Here is a 21,242-nt window from a genome sequence, read left to right as displayed (position 1 = left end):
CCCCGGCGGGCGGCGACCGGCCCCGGTCGGGTCACCCCGTGATCCGGCCGCCCGCCACGTCCAGGGTGATGCCGCTGAGCCAGGACGCTCCGTCCGAGGCGAGGAAGAGCGCGCAGGCGGCCACGTCCCGCGGGAGGCCGAGGCGGCCCAGCGGGTGGGCCCGTGCCAGTTGTTCGCGGACCTCGGCCGGCATCTGGACGGCGGACCTCTCGGTCAGGATCACCGAAGGCGCGAGGCAGTTGACCCGGATCCCGCGCGGTCCCACCTCGGTCGCCAGGTGCCGGGTCAGCATCACCAGGCCCGCGCTGGCCACCCCGTAGGCGAGGTTCGCCCGACCGGGTTGCCGACCGGCCGCCGAGGACATGGTGATCACGCTGCCGCGGCCGCGCTCCAGCATGCCGGGCAGGAAGGTCCGTACGGTCAGGAAGGCGGAGGTGAGATCCGCGTCCAGGACCTCGCGCCAGCGCTCCTCCGTGAGTTCGGCGGTGGGGACGGGCCGGCCCTGACCGCCCGCGAAGGCGGCCAGTACGTCCACCGGACCCAGCCGCCGCTCCGTCTCCTCGCGGACCCGGGCCAGGGCCGCGGAGTCGGTGACGTCGGCGGTGACGGACATCGCCGTGCCGCCCTCGACGGCGATCGCGCCGACCACGCCGGCCAGAGCCTCCTCGTCCCGGCCGACGACGCAGACCCGGGCCCCCTCGGCGGCGAAGGCGTGGGCGGTGGCGGCTCCGATGCCCCGGCTGCCGCCGGTGACGACGACCGTACGGCCGGCCAGTTCGGGGTGGTTCGCCATGTCAGCGCGCCCCCGCCCGGCCGAGGTCGTGCCGGGTCCGCGGGAGCTTCACCGCGGCCCACACCAGCCAGACCAGCCCGCCGAAGCGAACCACGGGCAGCAGGTACTGGAACCCGTCCACCACCAGCCCGAGCAGGGCCGACATCCCCACGGCTGCCAGTACCAGCCCTGCCCAGGCCAGGGCCCTCGGCAGCAGACCGGCGAGCAGCCCGGGCACGGCGACCCCGGCCAGCAGCAGGGCGAACATCGCGGCGTACGCGGGCCCGCCGGCGAAGAAGGCCAGGTCGGCCAGGGCCCGCGCGAGGTCGGGCCCGGCGCTCTGCGCGAGCCGGGCCCCGGCCCAGCCGGACATGGCGCTCAGCATCAGCGCCGCGGCGGCCAGCACCCCGCCGGCCAGGGTGATCGCGGATCCGGGCGCCGTGATGCCGAGCGCGCGCAGCCGCCGGTAGAGGACGGCCGCGATCAGGGCCATCGGCACGGCCGCGCCGAGGAGCAGGAGGGCGCCGAGCTCGGCGGTGGTGCGGTGGCCCGCGGCGTACCGCAGGACCTCCAGGCCGGTGGCGTCGGGGTGCGGAGTGGCCCGGTTCAGGACCACGTAGGCGATGGTCAGGCCGGTCAGGGCCAGTACGGGTGCCAGCAGGGGCGGCCCGGCCTGGGGGCCTCGGTCGGGCCGGTCGGGCCGGTCGGGCCGTTGTCCGGGGGCAGGTGCGGCGGTCATGGCGTTCTCGTTTCCTCGTCCGTCCAGTCCGTTCCTTTCCAGAATGATTACAAGCTGAAACGATTGTCAAGCTGTTACGGTTTCCCCATGGGAACGACTGATGACGGTGACGGCGGCCCCGCCGCGGGCCCGGGCCCGCGCCCACCCGGCGTGGCCTTCCTCCTGGCCCAGCTCGGCGCACACGCCGCCGAGCGCTTCGCCGAGCGGGTCTCCGCACTCGGACTGACCCCGGCCCAGGCGGGACTGCTGCGCCTCCTCGGCCGGACCCCCGGCCGCAGCCAGCGCGAACTGGCCGACGTACTCGGCATGCCGCCGAGCCGCTTCGTGGCCTTCGCCGACGACCTGGAGGCGCGCGGACTCATCGAGCGCCGCCGCAATCCGCAGGACCGGCGGCTGTACGCGCTGTTCCTCGCCGACGCCGGCACCGCCCTGCTGGCCGGCCTGCGCGAGGTGGCGACGGCGCACGAACAGCAGGTCTGCGAGCCCCTGTCGACGCAGGAGCGGGACCAACTGGCGGCCCTGCTGGGCCGGCTGGCCGACACCCAGGGCCTGACCCCGGGCGTCCATCCGGGCTACCGCTCGGTGCGCCCGGCAACGGGCGGCGGCAGTACCGGGCGCGGCAGCGGACCCGCCGGCGCACCCGGTGGCGCGCCGAACGCGGGCTCCGCAGCGGCAGTTCCGGATCCGATCAGCCCTGAACCCCGGCCTCGCCCCCGGCCTTGACCTCGGCCCCACCCCGGGCCCCACCCTCAGCCCCGCCCTCGGCTTCAACTTCAGCCTCGGCCTCGACAGCCGCTCCGGCCGCCGTCCCCGCCATCGCTCCGACCGCCCGCCGCATCCCCTCGGTCAGGTCCGCCGGGGTCGCGGCCGACGCGGGGTCGAAGAGCCACTGGAGCATGAACCCGTTCAGCAGGGCCTGGTAGAACGTGCCGGCGGTCCGCAGGTCCTCCTCGGTCAGGTCCTCCTCGGGCACGCCGGTGAACATCGAGACCAGCCCCCTGCGCCCCTCCCCCTGTGAGACGGCGAGCATCGCGCGCAGCTCCGGCATCCGGTCGGGGGTCAGCGCGATCTCCATGCTGGCCGCCCAGATCGGGCCGGACTCCTCGCGCCCGGAGTACACCCCGTCCCACACCGAGCGGAAGCGCTCCAGGGAGCCGCCCTCCCCCTTCACTCCGGCCGTGAACTGATCACCCCACTCCTGGATGACGCCGATGAACGCCTCCGTCATGAGCGCGTCCTTGGAGCCGTAGTGGTAGCCGATCGAGGCCAGGTTCGCACCCGAGGCCTTCACGATGTCGCGCGCGGTCGTGCGCACGAATCCCTTCTCGACCAGGCACTTCTTGGCGCCTTCCAGCAAGTCGTCGCGATGTCCCATGCCTTCACGGTAGCCAAGACGCCCGTCCAAGACAAACGTTCCACACAGCCGTTCCATACGCACGTACTAGACAAGTGTTTATGACACTTGTACATTACTGCTCATGACGAACCCCGCAGCGCGTCTCGCCGGTCGCCGGGAATGGACCGCCTTCACCGTCCTCCTGCTTCCCCTCCTCCTGGTCTCGATGGACGTCTCCGTCCTCTACTTCGCCATCCCCGCCATCACCCGGGAGCTCGACCCCAGCGCCACCCAGCAGCTCTGGATCTTCGACAGCTACGCCTTCGCCCTCGCCGGCCTGCTGATCACGATGGGCTCGCTCGGTGACCGGATCGGCCGCCGCAAGCTGCTGCTCATCGGTGCGACCGCCTTCGGACTCGCCTCCGTCACCGCCGCCTACGCCTCCAGCGCCGGGATGCTCATCGCGGCCCGCGTCCTGCTCGGCATCGGCGGGGCCACCCTGATGCCCTCCACGCTCGCCCTGGTGCGCAACCTCTTCCATGACGACAAGCAGCGCGGCAAGGCCATCGCGATCTGGTCCGGCGCCATGACCGGCGGCATCGCGCTGGGCTCCGTGATGAGCGGAGTGATGCTCGACCACTTCTGGTGGGGATCCGTCTTCCTGATCAACGTGCCCGCGATGCTGCTCCTGCTCGCCCTGGTCCCCGTGCTGGTACCGGAGTTCAAGGACCCGGCCCCCGGCCGCTTCGACCTGCTGAGCGTGCCGCTGTCGACGGCCGCCGTGCTGCCGGTGGTCTACGGCCTCAAGCAGATCGCCGCCGAGGGCTTCACCCCGCTCCGCGCCGGCTGCCTCGCCGTCGGCCTGGCCTTCGGGTACGCCTTCGTGCGCCGCCAGCGCACCCGTGAGGACGCCATGGTCTCCCGGGCGCTCTTCCGGGGCCGCGGATTCGGCGCCGGCATCGGTCTGCACACCATCGCCGCCTTCGCCATGATGGGCTCGGCCTACTTCACCACCCAGTACCTGCAGTCGGTGCTCGGCATGGGCACCCTCGAGGCCGCCCTGTGGAGCCTGGCCCCCTCGGTCGTCATCGGCGCCGCCGCCCCCGCCAGCGCGGCCCTCGCCCAGAAGACCGACCGGGCGTACGTCATCGCGGGCGGTTTCCTCCTCGGCGCGGCCGGGTTCGCCCTGATCGGCCTGGTCGGCACGGACTCGCTGTGGCTGCTGCTGGCCGGCGCCGGCGTCCTCGCCAGCGGCATCGTCACCGTGATGTCCCTGGTCTCCGACATGGCGCTCGGCGCCGCCCCCGCCGAGAAGGCCGGTTCCGCCGCCTCCTTGCTGGAGACGGGCCAGGAGTTCGGCGGCGCCCTCGGGATGGCCGTCCTCGGCAGCCTCGGCACCGCCGTCTACCGCTCCGACCTCGCGGACTCCGAGCCCGCCGTACGGGAGACCCTCGGCGGGGCCGTGGCCACCGCGCAGGAGCTCGGCGGCGCGGCGGGCGGGCAGGTCCTGACCGTGGCCCGCGAGGCGTTCGTCCACGGAATGCAGTACGCGGCCTGGGGCGGTACGGTCCTGCTGCTCGCGGCGGCGCTGCTCGCCGCGATCCTGCTCCGGGGCCGCGGAGCCACCGCCCCGGCCGCCGCGCAGGAGGCCCGCGCCGACGCGGCACTCGCGCGCTGAGCGACTCGGGAAGGCCCGGGATCCGGAGGGCCTGGCCGAGGCCGGAGGTCCCGGCGGAGCTCTGGGACGGCATGGAACACGAAAGGGCCCGGGGAGCTCCCCGGGCCCTTCGCGTATCTCCTACGTCCGCTGTCGAAACGTCAGCGGAGGCTGACCGTACGGGCCGAGACCGCGCCGATCTCGGTGGCGATGTCCGCGAGGACGTTCACCGGGACGGCGGCGTCGACCGTGAGGACGACGAGCGCCTCGCCACCCTCCTCGGCGCGGGCGACCTGCATGCCCGCGATGTTCAGGCCGCCCTCGCCGAGGATGCGGCCGACGGTGCCGACCACGCCGGGGCGGTCGGCGTAGCGCAGGACGACCATGTGGTCGGCGAGCGCCAGGTCCACGTCGTAGTCGCCGATGCCGACGATCTTCTGCAGGTGCTTGGGACCCACGAGCGTGCCGGAGACCGAGACGTCCGAGCCGTCCGACAGGGTGCCGCGGACGGTCACCACGTTGCGGTGGTCCGGGGACTCCGACGAGGTGGTCAGGCGGACCTCGACGCCGCGCTCCTGCGCGAAGAGGGGGGCGTTGACGTAGGAGACCGTCTCGTCGACGACGTCCTCGAAGACACCCTTGAGCGCGGAGAGTTCGAGCACCTTGACGTCGTGCTGGGTGATCTCGCCGCAGACCTCCACGTCGAGACGGACCGCGACCTCGCCCGCGAGGGCGGTGAAGATGCGGCCGAGCTTCTCCGCGAGCGGCAGGCCCGGGCGGACGTCCTCGGCGATGACCCCGCCCTGGACGTTGACCGCGTCCGGCACGAGCTCGCCGGCGAGCGCGAGGCGCACCGACGTGGCGACCGACACGCCGGCCTTCTCCTGGGCCTCGTCCGTGGACGCGCCGAGGTGCGGGGTGCAGACGACCTGGTCGAGCTCGAACAGCGGGGAGTCCGTGCAGGGCTCCTTCGCGTACACGTCGAGACCGGCGCCGGCGACGCGGCCCTCCTTGATGGCCGAGTACAGCGCGGCCTCGTCCACGATCCCGCCGCGGGCGGCGTTGACGATGCGGACGGACGGCTTCACTTTGTGCAGGGCCTCGTCCCCGATGAGACCGAGGGTCTCGGGGGTCTTGGGCAGGTGCACGGTGATGAAGTCGGCGACCTCCAGGAGCTCGTCCAGCGTCAGCATCTTGACGCCCATCTGGGCGGCGCGCGCGGGCTGCACGTAGGGGTCGTACGCGACGATCTTCATGCCGAAGGCCGACATGCGCTGCGCGACCAGCACGCCGATGCGGCCGAGGCCGACGACGCCGAGGGTCTTCTCGCTGAGCTCGACGCCCGTGTACTTGTTCCGCTTCCACTCGCCGTTCTTCAGGGCGGTGTTGGCCTGCGGAATGTTGCGCGCGGTGGCGACGAGGAGGCCGCAGGCCAGCTCGGCGGCCGTCACGATGTTCGAGGTCGGGGCGTTCACGACCATCACGCCGGCCTTGGTGGCGGCGGACACGTCGACGTTGTCCAGGCCGACTCCGGCGCGGGCGACGACCCTCAGCTTCTTCGCGACGGCGATGGCCTCGGCGTCGACCTTGGTCGCGGAGCGCACCAGGATGGCGTCGACATCGGCGATCGCGGGGAGCAGCTCGGCGCGGTCCGCGCCGTTGCAGTGCCGGATCTCGAAGTCCGGACCGAGCGCCTCCACCGTGGCGGGCGACAGCTCTTCGGCAATGAGTACGACAGGTTTCGAGCTCACGTGGGTCCTCACAAGTCCAGTGCGGACGGCCGTCCCGACGGCCGCAGGCGGTGGAGGGGGTAGCCGCGTGGAAGACGCACGACACTGTGGGCCTGACGCGTTGTGTTGAGCAGTGTAGTGGCGGATCCGGGATGGATTTCCGCCTCCACGGAAGGATCACCCGTCCGTGATTGGCCGGGGTGGACAAGCGGGGCCATTCGAGGCCCCTTTCGCGCATCCCGGTACCGATGCGCGGCGGGGCCGGGAGTCACCGTCCCGGCCCCGCCGCGCACGGGATCAGCTCTCGTCGTTGTCGACCCAGCTCATCAGCTTGCGCAGCTTCTTGCCGGTCGTCTCGAGCAGGTGTGCCTCGTCGGCGTTCTTGTACGCGTTGTACTTCGGCAGACCCGCCTTGTACTCGGCCATCCAGGTGTTGGCGAACTCGCCGCTCTGGATCTCCGCGAGGACCTTCTTCATCTCGGCCTTGGTGGCGTCCGTGATGATGCGGGGACCGGTGATGTAGTCGCCCCACTCGGCGGTCTCGGAGACCGACCAGCGCATCTTCTCCAGGCCGCCCTCGTACATGAGGTCCACGATGAGCTTCAGCTCGTGCAGGCACTCGAAGTACGCGATCTCCGGCTGGTAGCCGGCCTCGGTCAGGGTCTCGAAACCGGCCTTGACCAGGGCGGAGGCGCCACCGCAGAGGACGGCCTGCTCACCGAACAGGTCGGTCTCGGTCTCCTCGGTGAAGGTGGTCTTGATGACGCCGGCGCGGGTGCCGCCGATGCCGGCCGCGTACGAGAGCGCGAGCGCGAAGGCGGAGCCGGAGGCGTCCTGCTCGACGGCGGCGATGCAGGGCACGCCGCGGCCTTCCTCGTACTGACGGCGGACCAGGTGGCCCGGGCCCTTCGGGGCCACCAGGGCGACGTCCACGTTGGCCGGGGGCTTGATGAAGCCGTAGCGGACGTTGAAGCCGTGACCGAAGAAGAGCGCGTCGCCCTCTTCCAGGTGCTGCTTGATGGACGCCTCGTAGATCTCGGCCTGGAGCGGGTCCGGGGTCAGGATCATGATGACGTTCGCCCAGGCGGCGGCCTCGGCGACGGGGAGGACCTTCAGGCCCTGCTCCTCTGCCTTGGCCTTGGACTTGGAGCCTTCGTGCAGGCCGACGACGACGTCGACGCCGGAGTCACGGAGCGACAGCGCGTGGGCGTGGCCCTGGCTGCCGTAACCGATGACCGCGACCTTGCGGCCCTGGATGATGGACAGGTCGGCGTCGTTCTCGTAGAACAGCTCGGCCACTGGGATATCTCCTTGGTGCGCTGGTGTTGCTCCCACCGTACGGCGGGGAACGGAATACGTGGTTCTCGGTCTCGCCATACGAGCGAGCGAGGAACGTGAGGCGTGTCCGGGCCGGCGTCACCGGCCCGGACGGGCTCAGGCGCTGCGGTCGAGCGCGCGCAGGCTGCGGTCCGTGATGGACCGGCCGCCACGCCCTATGGCGATCGTGCCGGACTGGACGAGCTCCTTGATGCCGAAGGGCTCCAGCATCTTGAGCATCGCGCCGAGCTTGTCGGTGCCGCCGGTGGCCTCGATGGTGACGGCTTCCGGGGAGACGTCGACCGTCTTGGCGCGGAACAGCTGGACGATCTCGACGATCTGGGAGCGCGTCTCGTTGTCGGCGCGGACCTTCACCAGAACGAGTTCGCGCTCGATGGCGTTGTGCGCCTCGAGCTCGACGATCTTGAGCACGTTGACCAGCTTGTTGAGCTGTTTGGTCACCTGCTCGAGCGGCAGGTCCTCGACGTTCACGACGATGGTGATGCGCGAGATGTCGGGGTGCTCGGTGACACCGACCGCGAGCGAGTCGATGTTGAACCCGCGGCGGGAGAACAGCGCGGCGATCCGGGCGAGGATGCCGGGCGTGTTCTCGACCAGGACGGAGAGCGTGTGCTTGGACATGTGAGGCGTTCTCTCTCTCGGCTCTCTCGGCTCAGTCGTCTTCGTTGTCGCCGAAGTCGGGACGGACGCCCCGGGCGGCCAGGACCTCGTCGTTCGAGGTGCCGGCGGCGACCATCGGCCACACCATGGCGTCCTCGTGGACGATGAAGTCGATGACGACCGTACGGTCGTTGATCGCGTTGGCCTCGGCGATGACGCGGTCCAGGTCGGCCGGGTCCTCGCAGCGCAGCGCCACGCAGCCCATGGCCTCGGACAGCTTCACGAAGTCGGGGACGCGGGTGCCCTTGCGGGGGGCGGAGGACTCGCCGAGCTGGGAGCCGACGGTGTCGTGGCCCGTGTCGTCCGCGTGCAGCACGGTGTTGGAGTAGCGCTGGTTGTAGAACAGGGTCTGCCACTGGCGGACCATGCCCAGCGCGCCGTTGTTGATGATCGCGACCTTGATCGGGATGTTGTTCAGCGCGCAGGTGACCAGTTCCTGATTGGTCATCTGGAAGCAGCCGTCGCCGTCGATCGCCCAGACCGTGCGGTCCGGCATGCCGACCTTGGCGCCCATCGCGGCCGGGACCGCGTAGCCCATGGTTCCGGCGCCGCCGGAGTTCAGCCAGGTGCGGGGCTCCTCGTAGTTGACGAAGTGCGAGGCCCACATCTGGTGCTGGCCGACGCCCGCCGCGTAGATGGTGTGTTCGGGGGCCATCTGGCCGATGCGCTGGATGACCTGCTGCGGCGACAGCACGTCCTCGGAGGGCTTCTCGTAGCCCAGCGGGTACGTCTCGCGCCAGCGGCTGAGGTCCTTCCACCAGGCGCTGTAGTCGCCGGGCTGGCCCTCGGTGTGCTCGGCCTGGACCGCCTGGATCAGATCGGCGATGACCTCGCGGGCGTCACCGACGATCGGGACGTCCACCGCGCGGTTCTTGCCGATCTCGGCGGGGTCGATGTCCGCGTGGATGATCTTCGCGAACGGGGCGAAGCTGTCCAGCTTGCCGGTGACGCGGTCGTCGAAGCGGGTGCCCAGCGCGATCAGCAGGTCCGACTTCTGCAGGGCGGTGACGGCCGTGACCGCGCCGTGCATGCCCGGCATGCCCACGTGCAGCGGGTGGCTGTCGGGGAAGGAGCCCAGCGCCATCAGGGTGGTGGTGACCGGGACGCCGGTCAGCTCGGCGAGGACCTTCAGCTCGGCGGTCGCGCCGGACTTCATCACGCCGCCGCCGATGTACAGGACCGGACGCTTGGCCTGACAGATGAGCTTGGCGGCCTCGCGGATCTGCTTGGCGTGCGGCTTGGTGACCGGACGGTAGCCCGGGAGGTCCTGGGCGGGCGGCCACGTGAAGGTGGTCTTCGCCTGCAGGGCGTCCTTGGCGATGTCGACCAGGACCGGGCCGGGGCGGCCGGTCGAGGCGATGTGGAAGGCCTCGGCGATCGTCCGCGGGATGTCCTCGGCCCTGGTCACCAGGAAGTTGTGCTTGGTGATCGGCATGGTGATGCCGACGATGTCCGCCTCCTGGAAGGCGTCGGTGCCGATCGCCTTGGAGGAGACCTGGCCGGTGATCGCGACGAGCGGCACGGAGTCCATGTGCGCGTCGGCGATGGGGGTGACCAGGTTGGTGGCGCCCGGACCGGAGGTGGCCATGCAGACGCCGACCTTGCCGGTGGCCTGCGCGTAGCCGGTGGCGGCGTGGCCGGCCCCCTGCTCGTGGCGGACCAGGATGTGACGGACCTTCTTGGAGTCCATCATCGGGTCGTACGCCGGGAGGATGGCTCCGCCCGGGATGCCGAAGACGGTGTCGCACCCCACCTCTTCGAGAGAGCGGATGAGGGACTGCGCACCCGTGACGTGCTCAACTGCGGTGGACTGCTGTCCGCCGTTACGGGGCCGCGGCTGCGGATGGTGGGCCCCGGTGGCCTGCTCGGTCATCGGCATTCTCTTCTCGAAGCTGAGGGTTTTGCGAGGAGGGTTTTACGAGATGCGACGTTGCCAGTGCAACAAAAAACCCCTCGTGCCGGGAGGCAAGCGAGGGGAGCGCGTCGGGTGCGTTGAGCGGGGACATGCTGGCCCCAGCTTCAGCCGACGCGCTTTCCAAGTACGAGAATTCGGGTGCGCATGGCATTGACCCTCCCTCCGGCGGGAGGGTGATGTCAAGTGGGTGGGACGGGCGTCTCATTATGTGAGCCTCTACGGATGACCATGGATCCCCCGGACGAGCCGCCGGCCAATGCGGGCTGGACCGCACCTCCCGGTACTGGGAACGTACCGCGCACGAGCGCGCGCCGCAGCCTGTACTCGTCCAAGGGGCCCGAGAAGGCCGATCCCTGCCCATGGCTGCAGCCCATCGCGCGCAGGGCCAGGACCTGCTCGGGCAGGTCCACGCCCTCCGCCGCCGACTGCATGCCGAGGTCGTTTGCGATCCGCAACAAACCGGCGGTGATCTTGTGCAGGCGGGGGGACTCCACGACGCCCTCCACCAGGCCGCGGTCCAGTTTGAGCATGTCCACCGGGAGGCGGCGCAGCGCGCTGATGGCCGCGTAACCGCTGCCGAAGCCGTCCAGGGCGATGAGGACCCCGAGCCGTCGCAGGGCCGCCAGCCGTCGCTCCAGGTCGTCGAAGGGCACCCTGGGGTCGGACACGGCGAGCTCCAGGACCAGCGCGCCCGAGGGCAGCCCGTGCCGGGTCAGCAAAGCCTCGACGGAACCCAGCGGCATCGACCGGTCCAGCAGCCGCTGGGCCGTCATCCGCACGGCCACGGGTACGTCGTGTCCCGCGCGGTGCCGTTCGGCGGCCTGGCCGACGGCCTCCTCCAGCAGCCAGCGCCCCAGCTCGGCGGTGCGCGAGGCGTCCGGGACGGCCGCCTGGCCCGCGTCGCCGTACTCGGCGGCGGCCCGCAGGAACTCCGCCGGCGTGAACAGGATCCCCTGGGCGGAGCGCCACCGGGCCTGCGCCGCGACCGCCGAGATCTCGCCGGTGGCCAGGGACACCACGGGCTGGTGGAGCAGGGCGAACTCGCCGTCGTGCAGGGCGGTGCGCAGCCGTCCCGCCAGCTCGGTCCTGCGGACGACCTCGTCCTGCATCTGCGGCGCGTACATCTCGACGCGGTTCTTGCCGCCCGCCTTGGCCCGGTACATCGCGAGATCCGCGTTGCGCATGAGGTCCGAAGGGGTGATGCCGGGGTCGGCGAAGGCCACCCCGATGCTGGCGGCGACCCGGACCTCGCTGCCCGCGATCCGGTACGGCTGGGAGAGGGTGGTGCGCAGCCGGTCGGCGATCTCGTGGACCTGGTACTCGCGGGCGCTGCGGTCGCGGCTGCCGTCGCCCTGGATCAGGGCGGCGAACTCGTCGCCGCCGAGGCGGGCCGCGGTGTCCCCGGCCCGGACGGAGTCCTGGAGCCGGCGGGCGGCCTCGATGAGCAGTTCGTCGCCCGCCTGGTGGCCGATGGTGTCGTTGACCGCCTTGAAGCCGTCGAGGTCGACGAAGAGGACGGCGGTGCTGTGGTCCCCCGCCCGTCGGCCGGTGAGGGCCTGGCGGACCCGGCGGGTGAACAGGGCCCGGTTGGGGAGGTCGGTGAGCGGGTCGTGCTCCGCGCTGTGCTGGAGCTGCGCCTGCAGCCGGACCCGTTCGGTGACGTCGCGGCTGTTGAGGATGAGCCCGCCCTGGTGGCGGTTGACGGTGGACTCCACGTTGAGCCATACGCCCTCGCCGGACTTGAACCGGCACTCGATGCGGGTGGTCGGTTCCTCCGTGGGCGGCGCGGCCAGGAAGCGGCGCACCTCGTGGACCACGCGGCCCAGGTCGTCGGGGTGGATGAGGGTGGCCAGCTCGGTGCCGACCAGTTCCTCCGCCTCGCGGCCGTAGACCCCCGCGGCGGCGGGGCTGACGTAGCGCAGGGTCCCGGTGGGCGCGGCGATCATGATGACGTCGCTGGAGCCCTGGACCAGGGAGCGGAAGTGGTTCTCCTTCTGGGCCAGTTCCTGGGTCAGCGCGATGTTGTCGAGGAGCATGATGCCCTGCCGGATGACCAGCGCGAGCACGACGGTGCAGCCGGTGAAGACGACGACCCGGTCGACCTTCCGGCCGTCCACCACGTTGTAGAGGATGCCGAGCGTGCAGACGGCGGCCGCGAGGTACGGGGTGAGGGCGGGCAGGGATCCGGTGATGGGCCGGCTGTGCGGCCGCTCGGCGCGCGCCCGGGCGGCGGGGTCGGGCACCGGCAGTCCGCCGTGGATGCGGCGGGCGCCCCAGGGGGCGTACGCGAGGAGCAGCGAGCCCGCGAACCAGCCGGCGTCGAGCAGCTGGCCGGACTGGTACTCGGCGCTGAGCAGGGGCGAGGTGAAGAGCGCGTCGCTGAGCACGGTCAGCGCGAGGGCCGCGATGGCGGTGTTCACGGCGGAGCGGTTGGCCTCGGAGCGGCGGAAGTGCAGCACGAGGACCATCGAGACGAGCGCGATGTCCAGCAGCGGGTAGGCCAGCGAGAGGGCCGCGCGCGGAACGCTCCCGGGGGCGCCGGACTGGGCGGTGCGCGCCGCGTGGGCGAGGGCCAGGCTCCAGGACAGGGTGAGCAGGGAACCGCCGATGAGCCAGGAGTCGAGGCCGAGGCAGACCCAGCCGGCCCTGGTGACCGGGCGCTTGGCGAGGACGAGCAGGCCCACGATGGCGGGCGGGGCGAAGCAGAGGAACGCGAAGTCGGCGATGGAGGGCTTCGGCACGCTCTCGCCGAGGACCACCTCGTACCAGCCCCAGACGGCGTTGCCGCAGCCGCCCATGAGGGAGGAGAACGCGAACAGCAGCCAGGCGGGCCGCTCGCGGCTGTCGATGGCCCGGGCGTAGGTGAAGCAGGAGACCGCGGCCAGGAGCCCGGCGGCGCTGAGCCCGAAGTCGCCCATGAACTCGGCGAGTTCCTCGGAGCCCCAGCCGAGGGTGGCGCCCACGGCGTACCCGCTGCTGACCACCGCGAGCAGGAGCTGCATCGCCAGGTTCTTGCCGCTGCCGCCGGCGAGGGGCTGCCGGGTCAGGAACGCGGCCCCCGGGGCGCTCACCGGCCCCCCTCGCCGGCCGGCTCCGGCGTGCCCCATCGTCGCCTGCGGCGGCTTCGCCGCGTCCGATCTTTCACCCATTGGCCGTACATCGCCCGTCGCCCCCCAAGTGTCCGATCACTCCCCGACGCGAGACGAACGCGCGCCGTAGCCCCTTGGTCCGGACGATACACCACTTTCGTCACTCAGGGACATAGTCTCTCTACTCTCCGTTACCAAGAGGGGAGTTGGGGCCACCGAGTGCGCCCGTGCGACTGCGGAGCGTGCCGGCGCGTCACTCCGTGATCAACACCGTGTTCTCCACGGGCTCCCCGGCGGCGAACCGGCGGAGCTGGCGGGCCACCAGACGCTTGGCCCGCGGCTCGAACGCCGAGCTGCTGCCTCCCACATGGGGCGTGATCAGGACACCCGGAGCATGCCAGAGCGGATGGCCGGAAGGCAGCGGTTCCGGGTCGGTGACGTCCAGCGCGGCGCGCAGCCGGCCCGCCTCCAGTTCCCGCAGGAGCGAGCCGGTGTCGACGACGGGGCCGCGCGCCACGTTCACGAGCAGCGCCCCGTCCTTCATGCGGCCGAGGAACCCGGCGTCCACGAGCCCGCGCGTCCCGTCGGTGAGGGGCGTGGAGAGGATCACCACGTCGGCGAGGGGCAGGAGTTGGGGCAGGTCGGCGAGGGCGTGCACCGGACCGCGCGCCGTGGTGCGCGCCGTCCGCGCGACCCGCACGACGCTCTCGCACTCGAAGGCCGCGAGCCGGTCCTCGATGGCCGCGCCGATCGCCCCGTAGCCGATGATCAGTACGGACCTGTCCGCGAGGGCGTCGTAGAACCCGGAACGCCATTCCTCGCGGTCCTGGCCGCGCACCATGCCGGGGATCCCGCGCAGGGAGGCCAGGGTCAGGGTGAGCGCGAGCTCCGCGGTGCTCGCCTCGTGGACGCCCCGGGCGTTGCACAGCCGTACGCCGGAAGGCAGGCCGGCGAGGCCGCCCGGGGCGCCGACGAACGCGTCGACGCCGGCGGTCAGGGTCTGGATGACCCGCAGGCGCGCCATCGCGGCCAGCGGGCGCAGGGTGACGGCCTCGGACTTCATGTACGGGGCGACGTAGAAGACGCAGTCGGCAGGATCGGCCGGGAAGGTCTCCTCGCCGTCCCAGTGTCGGTAGCGGAAGGAGGCGGGGAGGCCGTCGATCTCGTCGGTGGGGAACGGGAGCCAGACGTCCGGAGTTTCTGCAGTCATGATCACGAGGCTATGCCAGGGGATCCCGGTCGAGCCGTTAGTTTGTGTGCCGGACCGGGAGGGACCAGGAGGGACGCGGGAGTGGAGCGCAGGTCGATCGGAGCGGGATCGCTGACGGTGGGCGCCATAGGGCTCGGGTGCTTGCCCATGAGCGGGGCGTACGCGCCGTCGCGCCGGAGCCGCGAGGACTCGCTGGAGACGGTGCACACCGCGCTGGACCTGGGCGCGAACCTGCTGGACACCGCCGACCTGTACGGCCCCTACACCAATGAACTGCTGCTCGGACGGGTGCTGGCGCACCGGCGGGGCGACGCGTTCGTGTCCGCCAAGGTGGGGCTGCGTTCGGACGGGCAGCACGTGGTGGCCGACGGACGGCCGGGGTATCTCCGGCGGGCCTGCGACGCCTCGCTGCGGCGGCTGCGCACCGACGTCATAGACCTCTACCAGCTGCACCGGGTGGACCCGGACGTGCCGGTCGAGGAGACCTGGGGCGCGATGGCGGAGCTGGTGGGCGCGGGGAAGGTGCGGGCGCTCGGCTTCTGCGCGCTGGGCGCCGGGACCGGGCCGGGCGCGGGGCGGCGCGCGGACCGGTCGTACGGGGCGACCCTGCGGCACCTGGAGCGGGCGCAGCAGGTGTTCCCGGTGAGCGCGGTGCAGGCGGAGCTGTCGGTGTGGTCCCCGCAGGCGGCCTGGCAGCTGCTGCCGTGGTGCGCGGCGCGCGGGGTGGGGTTCCTCGCGGCGATGCCGCTGGGGAGCGGGTTCCTGACGGGGACGCTGACGCCGGGTGAGGGGTTCGAGCCGCGGGACGCGCGGGCGAGGCACCCGCGGTTCACGGCCTACGCGATGGCGGCGAACCAGGTGCTGGTGGCGGGGCTGCGCCGGGTCGCGCGGCGGCACGGGCCCGAGGTCACGGAGGCGCAGGCGGCGCTGGCGTGGGTGCTGGCGCAGGGGCCGCAGGTGGTTCCGGTGCCGGGGGCCGGGCAGGCGCACTGGGCGGCGGAGAACGCGCGGGCGGTGGAGGTCCGGCTGACCGCCGCGGACCTCGAGGAGCTGTCGGGGCTGCCGGAGCCGGTGGGGGGCTGGGACTGAGGTCCGGGGCCACCGCAGCACCACTCGATCGAGTGTACGACTGGTGGAACTTCGGGAACGGTCGAGGCTGTTGAGACGTGTGAAGGGCACGATCGGAGGATCCGAGGGGAGCAGGACGATGCGATACGGCGACGAGCGACAGCGGGCGCAGGCGCGGGCAGGGGCGCAGGAGCGGGGCGGGGCGGGGGGACGACGGGCGCCGATGGCCCACGCCGCCCCGCGCGCCCGCAACCGCGGAGTACTGGCGGCGTGCGCCCTGGCCGGATGCGGGGCGCTGCTGGCGGCGGGGTGCTCGCCGCCGGGCGGCGCGGGGGCCGGACCGGCCGCGTCACCCTCGGCCTCGGCGGCCTCCGGCCCGTCGGCTGCGGGGGCTTCGGCGGGGGCGTCCGCCTCTCCGTCGCCCTCCGGGCCGCCGGCCCGGGGCGGGGTGACGGTGACGGGTGTGATCGCCAAGGACCTGGAGTCCCCGTGGGGCGTGGCTCCGCTGCCCGACGGGAACCTCCTGGTCGCCTCGCGGGACAAGGGGACGATCAGCCGGGTCGACGTGGCCACGGGGGCGGTGACCGCGGTCGGCAAGGTGCCCGGAGTGGCCCCGGGCGGCGAGGGCGGTCTGCTGGGTCTGGCCCTGTCCCCTTCCTTCGCCTCGGACCGCATGGTCTACGCGTACTTCACGACCGAGTCCGACAACCGCATCGCACGGCTGCGCTATGACGACAAGAGACCGGCCGGTGAGCAACTGGGCGCCCCCGACACGGTGTTCAGGGGCATCCCCAAGGGTCTGATCCACAACGGCGGCCGGATCGCCTTCGGCCCGGACAAGATGCTCTACGCGGGGACGGGAGAGACCGGCGAGGCGGGGCTCGCGCAGGACAAGAAGTCACTGGGCGGCAAGATCCTGCGGATGACTCCGGACGGGCAGCCGGTGCACGGGAATCCCGAGGCCGATTCGGTCGTCTACTCCTCCGGGCACCGCAATGTGCAGGGGCTCGCCTGGGACGCGGACAAGCGGCTGTGGGCGGCCGAGTTCGGCCAGAACACGTGGGACGAGCTGAACCTGATCGAGCCGGGCGGGAACTACGGCTGGCCGGAGGCCGAGGGGATGGCGGGCAAGCCGGGCCTGCGGGATCCCGTGGCGGTCTGGAAGACCGACGAGGCCTCGCCGAGCGGCATCGCCTGGGCACAGGGCTCGGTGTGGATGGCCGGGCTGAAGGGGCAGCGGCTGTGGCGGATCCCGCTGGCCGGGGCAGCGCCGGTGGCGCAGCCCGAAGCCTTCCTGGAGGGTGAGTACGGCCGGCTGCGGACCGTGGTGGCCCTCGGCGGGGACAGATTGCTGCTGGTCACGAGCGAGACCGACGGACGCGGGTCGCCGGAAGCGGGCGACGACAGGATCCTGACACTGACGGTGCGATGACCTAGGGGCCCCCATCGGGGACGAAAGGCACGGTGGCGCGATGTTCAACATGATCGAGGAGCTCTTCAGCCCGGGACGCAAGCACACGGACGACGAGAAGAAGCGGCTGGAGCTCTCCCGGACCGATGTCAGCGACAACGATCCGGGAAAGGGGCCGATAGACCTGGACTCCGGCAAGGTCCTCATACGCGCCCGGGAGGAGCCGCCGGCCTGACCCGGCGACCCGACCCGGCGGTCTAGGGGGCGACCGGGCCGAAGAGCCTGAGCCGGTGGGCCAGGGCGGCCGCCTCGCCGCGACCCGCCACGCCCAGCTTCGCCAGGATGTTCGAAACGTGGACGCTGGCCGTCTTCGGGGAGATGAAGAGCTCCTCGGCGATCTGGCGATTGGTCCGGCCCGCCGCGACCAGGCGCAGTACGTCCCGCTCCCGGCTGGTCAGGCCCAGCGCCTCGACCGGGTCGGTGTCCGGCAGGGGCGTGGCCCCGGGGGCGTCGGGACCGAGCGGGAGCCGGGCGCGCTGGGCCAGCAGGGCCAGGTCCTCGCGCAGCCGGCGGGCTCCCAGCCGCTCGGCGGTGGCGTAGGCCTCGTGGAGCAGCCCGGCCGCGGCCTCGCGGTCGCAGCCCGAGCCCAGCAGGGCCTCCACGAGCCGGTGCCGGGCCCTGGCCAGCAGGTACGGGCGCTCCAGCGGCCGGACGGCCGCCTCGACGGCCGTCCAGTCGGCGACCGTGTCCCGGGCCTCGGCCCGCAGCAGCTCGGCGCGGACGTACTCCGCGTGGGCGATCCACACCGGAACGGGGGTGGCCAGGTTCCGGGAGGCGTCGCGCAGCGCCTTCAGCGCCTCCTGGCGGCCCGCCTCGGCGGCCGGCAGGCCGCGGGCGTCGGCTTCGGCCGAGGCGGCGGCGAGCAGCATCGGCCAGGCGTAGCGGTGGTGGCCGAGCGGGAAGCCGTAGTCGACGGCGGCGGCCACCTCGGTGCGCACGTCGGCTATCCGGCCCTCCCCCGCGGCCACGCCGATCGCGAGGCGGAAGAGCGGCAGCCGGTGCTGGGGCTGTTTGTCGTGGGGTCCGAAGTGGGCGCGGGCGGCGGCGAGCTGGGCCGCGGCTTCCGCGAGCTCGCCGCGGGCCAGGGCCAGGTAGGACAGCCGCGCGCAGGCGGAGGCGCGCGGGGCGGAGCTGCTGACGATGCTCTGGGTGTGCCGGGCCTCCGCCGCGGCCTCGTCCCAGCGGCCGAGGCTGTACAGGCTCTCCGCCATGTTTCCGCGCACCCAGGCCTCGGAGTCCCTGAGCTGCGACTTCTTGACCAGGGCGACACCTTGTTCGGCCAGTTCCACGGCTTCGCGGGACCGGCCCATGCTTTCCAACTGAGAGGTGAGGTTGATATGAGCACGTCCCGCCAGCATGGCGAGCCCGAGTGCGGCGGCCCGGTCCTTGACGGCGTACATCTCGGCGAGACCGCGCTCGGGTTGACCCGAGTCGGTGAGCAGCGTGCCGATGGTGATCCGGGCGTTGAGCTCGGTGTCCTCGGCGCCGATCATCCGCGCGTACTCCACGGCGCGTTCGGCGGCCGCGAGGTTGTCGGGGCCGGGGTTGTGGAGCATGCCCCAGCTCGCGGCCCGGACCAGGACGTCGGCGTGCACCTGGGACGGGGGCAGCCCGCGGACGAGTTCCTGCGCCTTGCCGAGTTCCTCCCAGCCGTCGCCGCGGGCGAGGCTCGCGACGAGCCGGGAGCGCTCGGTCCAGAACCAGGCCGCGCGCAGCGGGTCGTCGCCGTCCTCCAGGAGGCGCAGGGCGGTCTTGGTGAGCTTCAGGGCGCGCTCGCGTTCGCCGCCGAAGCGGGCGGAGACGGTCGCCTCGGCGAGCAGGTCGAGGTAGCGGAGCGGGGTGGTCGCGGGGTCGCAGCCGCAGGGCGGGTACACGTCGGTGTAGTCCGCCGGGCGCAACGCGTCGCGTATCTCCTCCGGTACGCCTTCCCACAGGTCCATGGCCCGCTCCAGCAGCCGCAGCTGCTCGGAGTAGGCGTGCCGGCGCCGGGCGGCGACGGAGGCCTCGAGCACGGCGGGCAGCGCCTTGACCGCGTCGTTGGCGTAGTACCAGTAGGTGGCGAGCCGGATGACCCGCTCCTCCGTGCGGATCAGCGAGTCGTCCTCCTCGAGGGCCTCGGCGTAGCGCCGGTTGACCCGGGCCCGCTCGCCGGGCAGCAGGTCGTCGGAGACCGCCTCGCGGACCAGGGAGTGACGGAAGCGGTAGCCGTCTCCGTCGGAGGTGGCGAGGAGGATGTTGGCGCCGACCGCCGAGCGCAGGGCCTCGATCAGTTCGTCCTCGGTGAGCCGGGTGACGGCGCGCAGCAGGTCGTACTCCACCGTGGAGCCGCCCTCGGCGACGATGCGCACGACCCGCTGCGCGGCGTCCGGGAGGACTTCGACGCGCACGAGGAGGAGGTCGCGCAGGGATTCGGTGAGGCCGGTGAGGCAGCCGCTGGAGCGGGAGGCGACGAGTTCCTCGACGAAGAAGGCGTTGCCGTCGGAGCGGTCGAAGACCGACTCGACGAAGTCCTCCTCGGGCTGCGAGGCGAGGATGCCGGCGAGCTGGCGGCGTACTTCGGCCCGGTTGAAGCGGGGCAGTTCGATGCGCTGGACGGTGCGCAGCCGGTCCAGTTCGGCGAGGAGCGGGCGCAGCGGGTGACGGCGGTGGACGTCGTCGGCGCGGTAGGTGGCGACCACGACGAGCCGGCCGCTGCCGAGGGCCCGGAACAGGTACGAGAGCAGGTGCCGGGTGGAGGTGTCCGCCCAGTGCAGGTCTTCCAGGACGAGGACGACGGTGCGGTCGGCGGCGAGCCGTTCCAGCATCCGGGCCGTCAGTTCGAAGAGGCGGGCGGTGCTCTCCTCGTCGTGCGGGCCGCGCGGGGTCTCTCCGAGTTCGGGGAGGATGCGGGCGAGTTCGCCTTCCTGGCCGGCGGCGGCCGCGGCCAGCTCGTCCGGCAGCAAGCGGTGCAGGGTGCGCAGGGCCGTCGAGAACGGGGCGAAGGGAAGTCCCTCCGCCCCGATCTCCACACAGCCTCCGACGGCGACGACCGCGCCGCGGCGGTCGGCCTCGCAGAGGAACTCCTCGGTGAGGCGGGTCTTGCCGACTCCTGCCTCGCCGCCGATGAGCAGCGCCTGCGGCTCCTGGCCGGCGGCGCGCGTCAGCGCGTCGGTGAGTACGGCCAGTTCGTCGGCTCGGCCGACGAACACCGGGCTGACAGATCTGGTCTCCACGTCGCCGAGCATCGCACAGACGCCCTGGCCCTCGGCACTCGTCGGGGATGCGCTTCTCGTCACGTGCCCGCCCGCGCCGGTCCCGTAGCCGGTTACGCGGTGCGGGTCGCGCCGACCCGCACCCTCACCGGCCCCTCCGGGTTCTGGCTTCGGGACAAGGAGCGGCGCGCCTTCTTCGCCTCCCGGATCAGGCGGTACGTGTCGGCCTGGCGGATGAGGTCGTTGCCGCGGGCGGTGGCGATCTCGTACTCGAACATCTCGTACTCCCTGGTGGCGTTTCTCGGGCACCTCGTTCGGTGTGATCCAAGATTCGCGTCCCAGGGGGTACCGGCACATCGGGAGCATGCCGCATCTGCGCGGCCCGGGGTGCCTTAGTCCCGGGCCGGGGGCCCTCGGGGCGGACTAAGGCCGTTCCTAGGCGGTACCTAGGCGGGCGGCCGGTGGGACTAGGCGGCCTTCGGGAGCGGGAGGAAGTACATGACGGCGAAAGCGATGATGCCGATGACGCCGAGGGCGACGGCGGCCCAGGACACGGCGCGGACCCAGGTGGGGAGGGTGCGGCCGGGGGTGCCGAAGGCCGGGCGGGCCAGGACGAAGACGGCGACGAGCAGCGCGAGGGTGGACAGGACGCCGTTGACGAGCGCCGTCATGTGCCAGGCGTTGCCGTACAGCGCCTCGATCTTCGCCTCGGTGCTGGTGGCGTTGACCGAGTCGATCTGGCCGACGAGGGTCGCGCGCTCGGCTATGACGCGGGAGACCCAGCTGCCGCTGAGGGCGATCAGACCGAGACCGGCGGCGACGAGGGCGGAGGCGGCGGCGCCGACACCGCTGGGCTTCTCGGCGTGCTCGTCCAGCTCGTCGTCGAAGTCCTCGACGTCTTCGAGGCCCGCGAGCTCCTCGTCCGGAACGGCTTCGCCGGCGGTTGCGGTGTCCGCGGCGGCCGGGGCGGTCGTCTCGGCGGCGTCGGCCTTCTTCAGGTCGGCCGGGGAGTCCGCCTCGGGAGCGGTCGGGGCGGGGGTCTTCGTGGTGTCCATGCGGGGCACCG

17 protein-coding genes are annotated in these 21,242 nt (G+C 72.3%); 5 read left to right on the top strand and 12 right to left on the bottom strand.

Annotated elements, in window-relative coordinates:
- Nucleotides 1–31: 31 nt before the first annotated feature.
- Together ACWF9Z_RS05425 and ACWF9Z_RS05420 are read right to left on the bottom strand one after the other, a co-directional pair.
- Nucleotides 32–793: an SDR family NAD(P)-dependent oxidoreductase gene (locus tag ACWF9Z_RS05425; RefSeq protein ID WP_453597696.1), complete on the bottom strand. Its 762-nt coding sequence runs from the start codon at nt 791–793 to the stop codon at nt 32–34.
- A gap of 1 nt (nt 794) precedes the next feature.
- Nucleotides 795–1,511 carry a DUF4386 domain-containing protein gene (locus tag ACWF9Z_RS05420; protein WP_453597694.1) on the bottom strand — a complete coding sequence of 239 codons (717 nt, stop codon included), beginning with the start codon at nt 1,509–1,511 and terminating at the stop codon, nt 795–797.
- An 87-nt stretch (nt 1,512–1,598) separates the two neighbouring features.
- On the opposite strand from ACWF9Z_RS05420, the gene ACWF9Z_RS05415 reads away from it, so the two are divergent.
- On the top strand, nt 1,599–2,234 hold the full coding sequence (locus tag ACWF9Z_RS05415) for a MarR family winged helix-turn-helix transcriptional regulator (protein ID WP_453597692.1): 636 nt from the start codon (nt 1,599–1,601) through the stop codon (nt 2,232–2,234).
- On the opposite strand, the gene ACWF9Z_RS05410 is transcribed toward ACWF9Z_RS05415, so the two are convergent.
- Nucleotides 2,200–2,886, bottom strand: a complete 687-nt coding sequence (locus ACWF9Z_RS05410) for a TetR/AcrR family transcriptional regulator (RefSeq protein WP_453597690.1) — start codon at nt 2,884–2,886, stop codon at nt 2,200–2,202. The two genes, ACWF9Z_RS05415 and ACWF9Z_RS05410, sit on opposite strands and share 35 nt — an antisense overlap.
- A 103-nt stretch (nt 2,887–2,989) precedes the next feature.
- Between ACWF9Z_RS05410 and ACWF9Z_RS05405 the strand changes: the two genes are divergently transcribed.
- Nucleotides 2,990–4,525, top strand: coding sequence for an MFS transporter (locus ACWF9Z_RS05405; RefSeq protein WP_453597688.1), 1,536 nt, complete (start codon nt 2,990–2,992; stop codon nt 4,523–4,525).
- Between the two features lie 140 nt (nt 4,526–4,665).
- Here the strand turns inward: ACWF9Z_RS05405 and serA are convergent, their stop codons facing one another.
- The 6 genes from serA to ACWF9Z_RS05375 all read right to left on the bottom strand — a co-directional run bounded on the left by serA (nt 4,666) and on the right by ACWF9Z_RS05375 (nt 14,446).
- Nucleotides 4,666–6,255: a phosphoglycerate dehydrogenase gene (serA, locus tag ACWF9Z_RS05400; RefSeq protein ID WP_453597686.1), complete on the bottom strand. Its 1,590-nt coding sequence runs from the start codon at nt 6,253–6,255 to the stop codon at nt 4,666–4,668.
- Nucleotides 6,256–6,531: 276 nt separating this feature from the next.
- A complete protein-coding gene (gene ilvC / locus ACWF9Z_RS05395) occupies nt 6,532–7,533 on the bottom strand; it encodes a ketol-acid reductoisomerase (RefSeq protein WP_453597684.1) in 1,002 nt (333 codons plus the stop codon).
- A gap of 135 nt (nt 7,534–7,668) precedes the next feature.
- Nucleotides 7,669–8,193 (bottom strand): acetolactate synthase small subunit, encoded by a 525-nt coding sequence (gene ilvN / locus ACWF9Z_RS05390; protein ID WP_150517694.1) that lies wholly within the window; start codon nt 8,191–8,193, stop codon nt 7,669–7,671.
- A gap of 31 nt (nt 8,194–8,224) precedes the next feature.
- Nucleotides 8,225–10,111 (bottom strand): acetolactate synthase large subunit, encoded by a 1,887-nt coding sequence (locus tag ACWF9Z_RS05385; RefSeq protein ID WP_453597681.1) that lies wholly within the window; start codon nt 10,109–10,111, stop codon nt 8,225–8,227.
- Between the two features lie 215 nt (nt 10,112–10,326).
- Nucleotides 10,327–13,218 (bottom strand): putative bifunctional diguanylate cyclase/phosphodiesterase, encoded by a 2,892-nt coding sequence (locus tag ACWF9Z_RS05380; RefSeq protein ID WP_453597679.1) that lies wholly within the window; start codon nt 13,216–13,218, stop codon nt 10,327–10,329.
- A gap of 271 nt (nt 13,219–13,489) precedes the next feature.
- Nucleotides 13,490–14,446, bottom strand: coding sequence for a 2-hydroxyacid dehydrogenase (locus ACWF9Z_RS05375; protein WP_453597677.1), 957 nt, complete (start codon nt 14,444–14,446; stop codon nt 13,490–13,492).
- Nucleotides 14,447–14,527: 81 nt separating this feature from the next.
- Between ACWF9Z_RS05375 and ACWF9Z_RS05370 the strand changes: the two genes are divergently transcribed.
- The 3 genes from ACWF9Z_RS05370 to ACWF9Z_RS05360 all read left to right on the top strand — a co-directional run bounded on the left by ACWF9Z_RS05370 (nt 14,528) and on the right by ACWF9Z_RS05360 (nt 17,160).
- Entirely contained in the window at nt 14,528–15,535 is a 1,008-nt protein-coding gene (locus tag ACWF9Z_RS05370) for an aldo/keto reductase (RefSeq protein WP_453597675.1), read from the top strand.
- Between the two features lie 202 nt (nt 15,536–15,737).
- Nucleotides 15,738–16,946 (top strand): PQQ-dependent sugar dehydrogenase, encoded by a 1,209-nt coding sequence (locus tag ACWF9Z_RS05365; protein WP_453597673.1) that lies wholly within the window; start codon nt 15,738–15,740, stop codon nt 16,944–16,946.
- 40 nt (nt 16,947–16,986) lie between these two features.
- Nucleotides 16,987–17,160 (top strand): DUF6191 domain-containing protein, encoded by a 174-nt coding sequence (locus ACWF9Z_RS05360; RefSeq protein WP_453597671.1) that lies wholly within the window; start codon nt 16,987–16,989, stop codon nt 17,158–17,160.
- Nucleotides 17,161–17,182: 22 nt separating this feature from the next.
- On the opposite strand, the gene ACWF9Z_RS05355 is transcribed toward ACWF9Z_RS05360, so the two are convergent.
- The 3 genes from ACWF9Z_RS05355 to ACWF9Z_RS05345 all read right to left on the bottom strand — a co-directional run bounded on the left by ACWF9Z_RS05355 (nt 17,183) and on the right by ACWF9Z_RS05345 (nt 21,231).
- Entirely contained in the window at nt 17,183–20,209 is a 3,027-nt protein-coding gene (locus ACWF9Z_RS05355; protein WP_453597843.1) for a helix-turn-helix transcriptional regulator, read from the bottom strand.
- Nucleotides 20,210–20,289: 80 nt separating this feature from the next.
- The gene (locus ACWF9Z_RS05350; RefSeq protein ID WP_453597669.1) at nt 20,290–20,454 is read right to left on the bottom strand and encodes a hypothetical protein; all 165 of its coding nucleotides are present in this window, start codon (nt 20,452–20,454) and stop codon (nt 20,290–20,292) included.
- 189 nt (nt 20,455–20,643) lie between these two features.
- The gene (locus tag ACWF9Z_RS05345; RefSeq protein WP_453597667.1) at nt 20,644–21,231 is read right to left on the bottom strand and encodes a hypothetical protein; all 588 of its coding nucleotides are present in this window, start codon (nt 21,229–21,231) and stop codon (nt 20,644–20,646) included.
- Nucleotides 21,232–21,242: the final 11 nt, after the last annotated feature.

The organism is Streptomyces sp. NPDC054961 (genome assembly GCF_053609145.1).
Note: the sequence above shows the minus strand (reverse complement) of the source record. Positions and strands in the feature narration are given on the sequence as shown.

Coding starts and splice junctions, on each gene's coding strand:
- ACWF9Z_RS05425 (WP_453597696.1), bottom strand. CDS start 793: ATGGCGAACCACCCCGAACTGGCCGGCCGTACGGTCGTCGTCACCGGC.
- ACWF9Z_RS05420 (WP_453597694.1), bottom strand. CDS start 1,511: ATGACCGCCGCACCTGCCCCCGGACAACGGCCCGACCGGCCCGACCGG.
- ACWF9Z_RS05415 (WP_453597692.1), top strand. CDS start 1,599: ATGGGAACGACTGATGACGGTGACGGCGGCCCCGCCGCGGGCCCGGGC.
- ACWF9Z_RS05410 (WP_453597690.1), bottom strand. CDS start 2,886: ATGGGACATCGCGACGACTTGCTGGAAGGCGCCAAGAAGTGCCTGGTC.
- ACWF9Z_RS05405 (WP_453597688.1), top strand. CDS start 2,990: ATGACGAACCCCGCAGCGCGTCTCGCCGGTCGCCGGGAATGGACCGCC.
- ilvN (WP_150517694.1), bottom strand. CDS start 8,193: ATGTCCAAGCACACGCTCTCCGTCCTGGTCGAGAACACGCCCGGCATC.
- ACWF9Z_RS05385 (WP_453597681.1), bottom strand. CDS start 10,111: ATGCCGATGACCGAGCAGGCCACCGGGGCCCACCATCCGCAGCCGCGG.
- ACWF9Z_RS05375 (WP_453597677.1), bottom strand. CDS start 14,446: ATGACTGCAGAAACTCCGGACGTCTGGCTCCCGTTCCCCACCGACGAG.
- ACWF9Z_RS05365 (WP_453597673.1), top strand. CDS start 15,738: ATGGCCCACGCCGCCCCGCGCGCCCGCAACCGCGGAGTACTGGCGGCG.
- ACWF9Z_RS05360 (WP_453597671.1), top strand. CDS start 16,987: ATGTTCAACATGATCGAGGAGCTCTTCAGCCCGGGACGCAAGCACACG.
- ACWF9Z_RS05355 (WP_453597843.1), bottom strand. CDS start 20,209: ATGCTCGGCGACGTGGAGACCAGATCTGTCAGCCCGGTGTTCGTCGGC.
- ACWF9Z_RS05350 (WP_453597669.1), bottom strand. CDS start 20,454: ATGTTCGAGTACGAGATCGCCACCGCCCGCGGCAACGACCTCATCCGC.
- ACWF9Z_RS05345 (WP_453597667.1), bottom strand. CDS start 21,231: ATGGACACCACGAAGACCCCCGCCCCGACCGCTCCCGAGGCGGACTCC.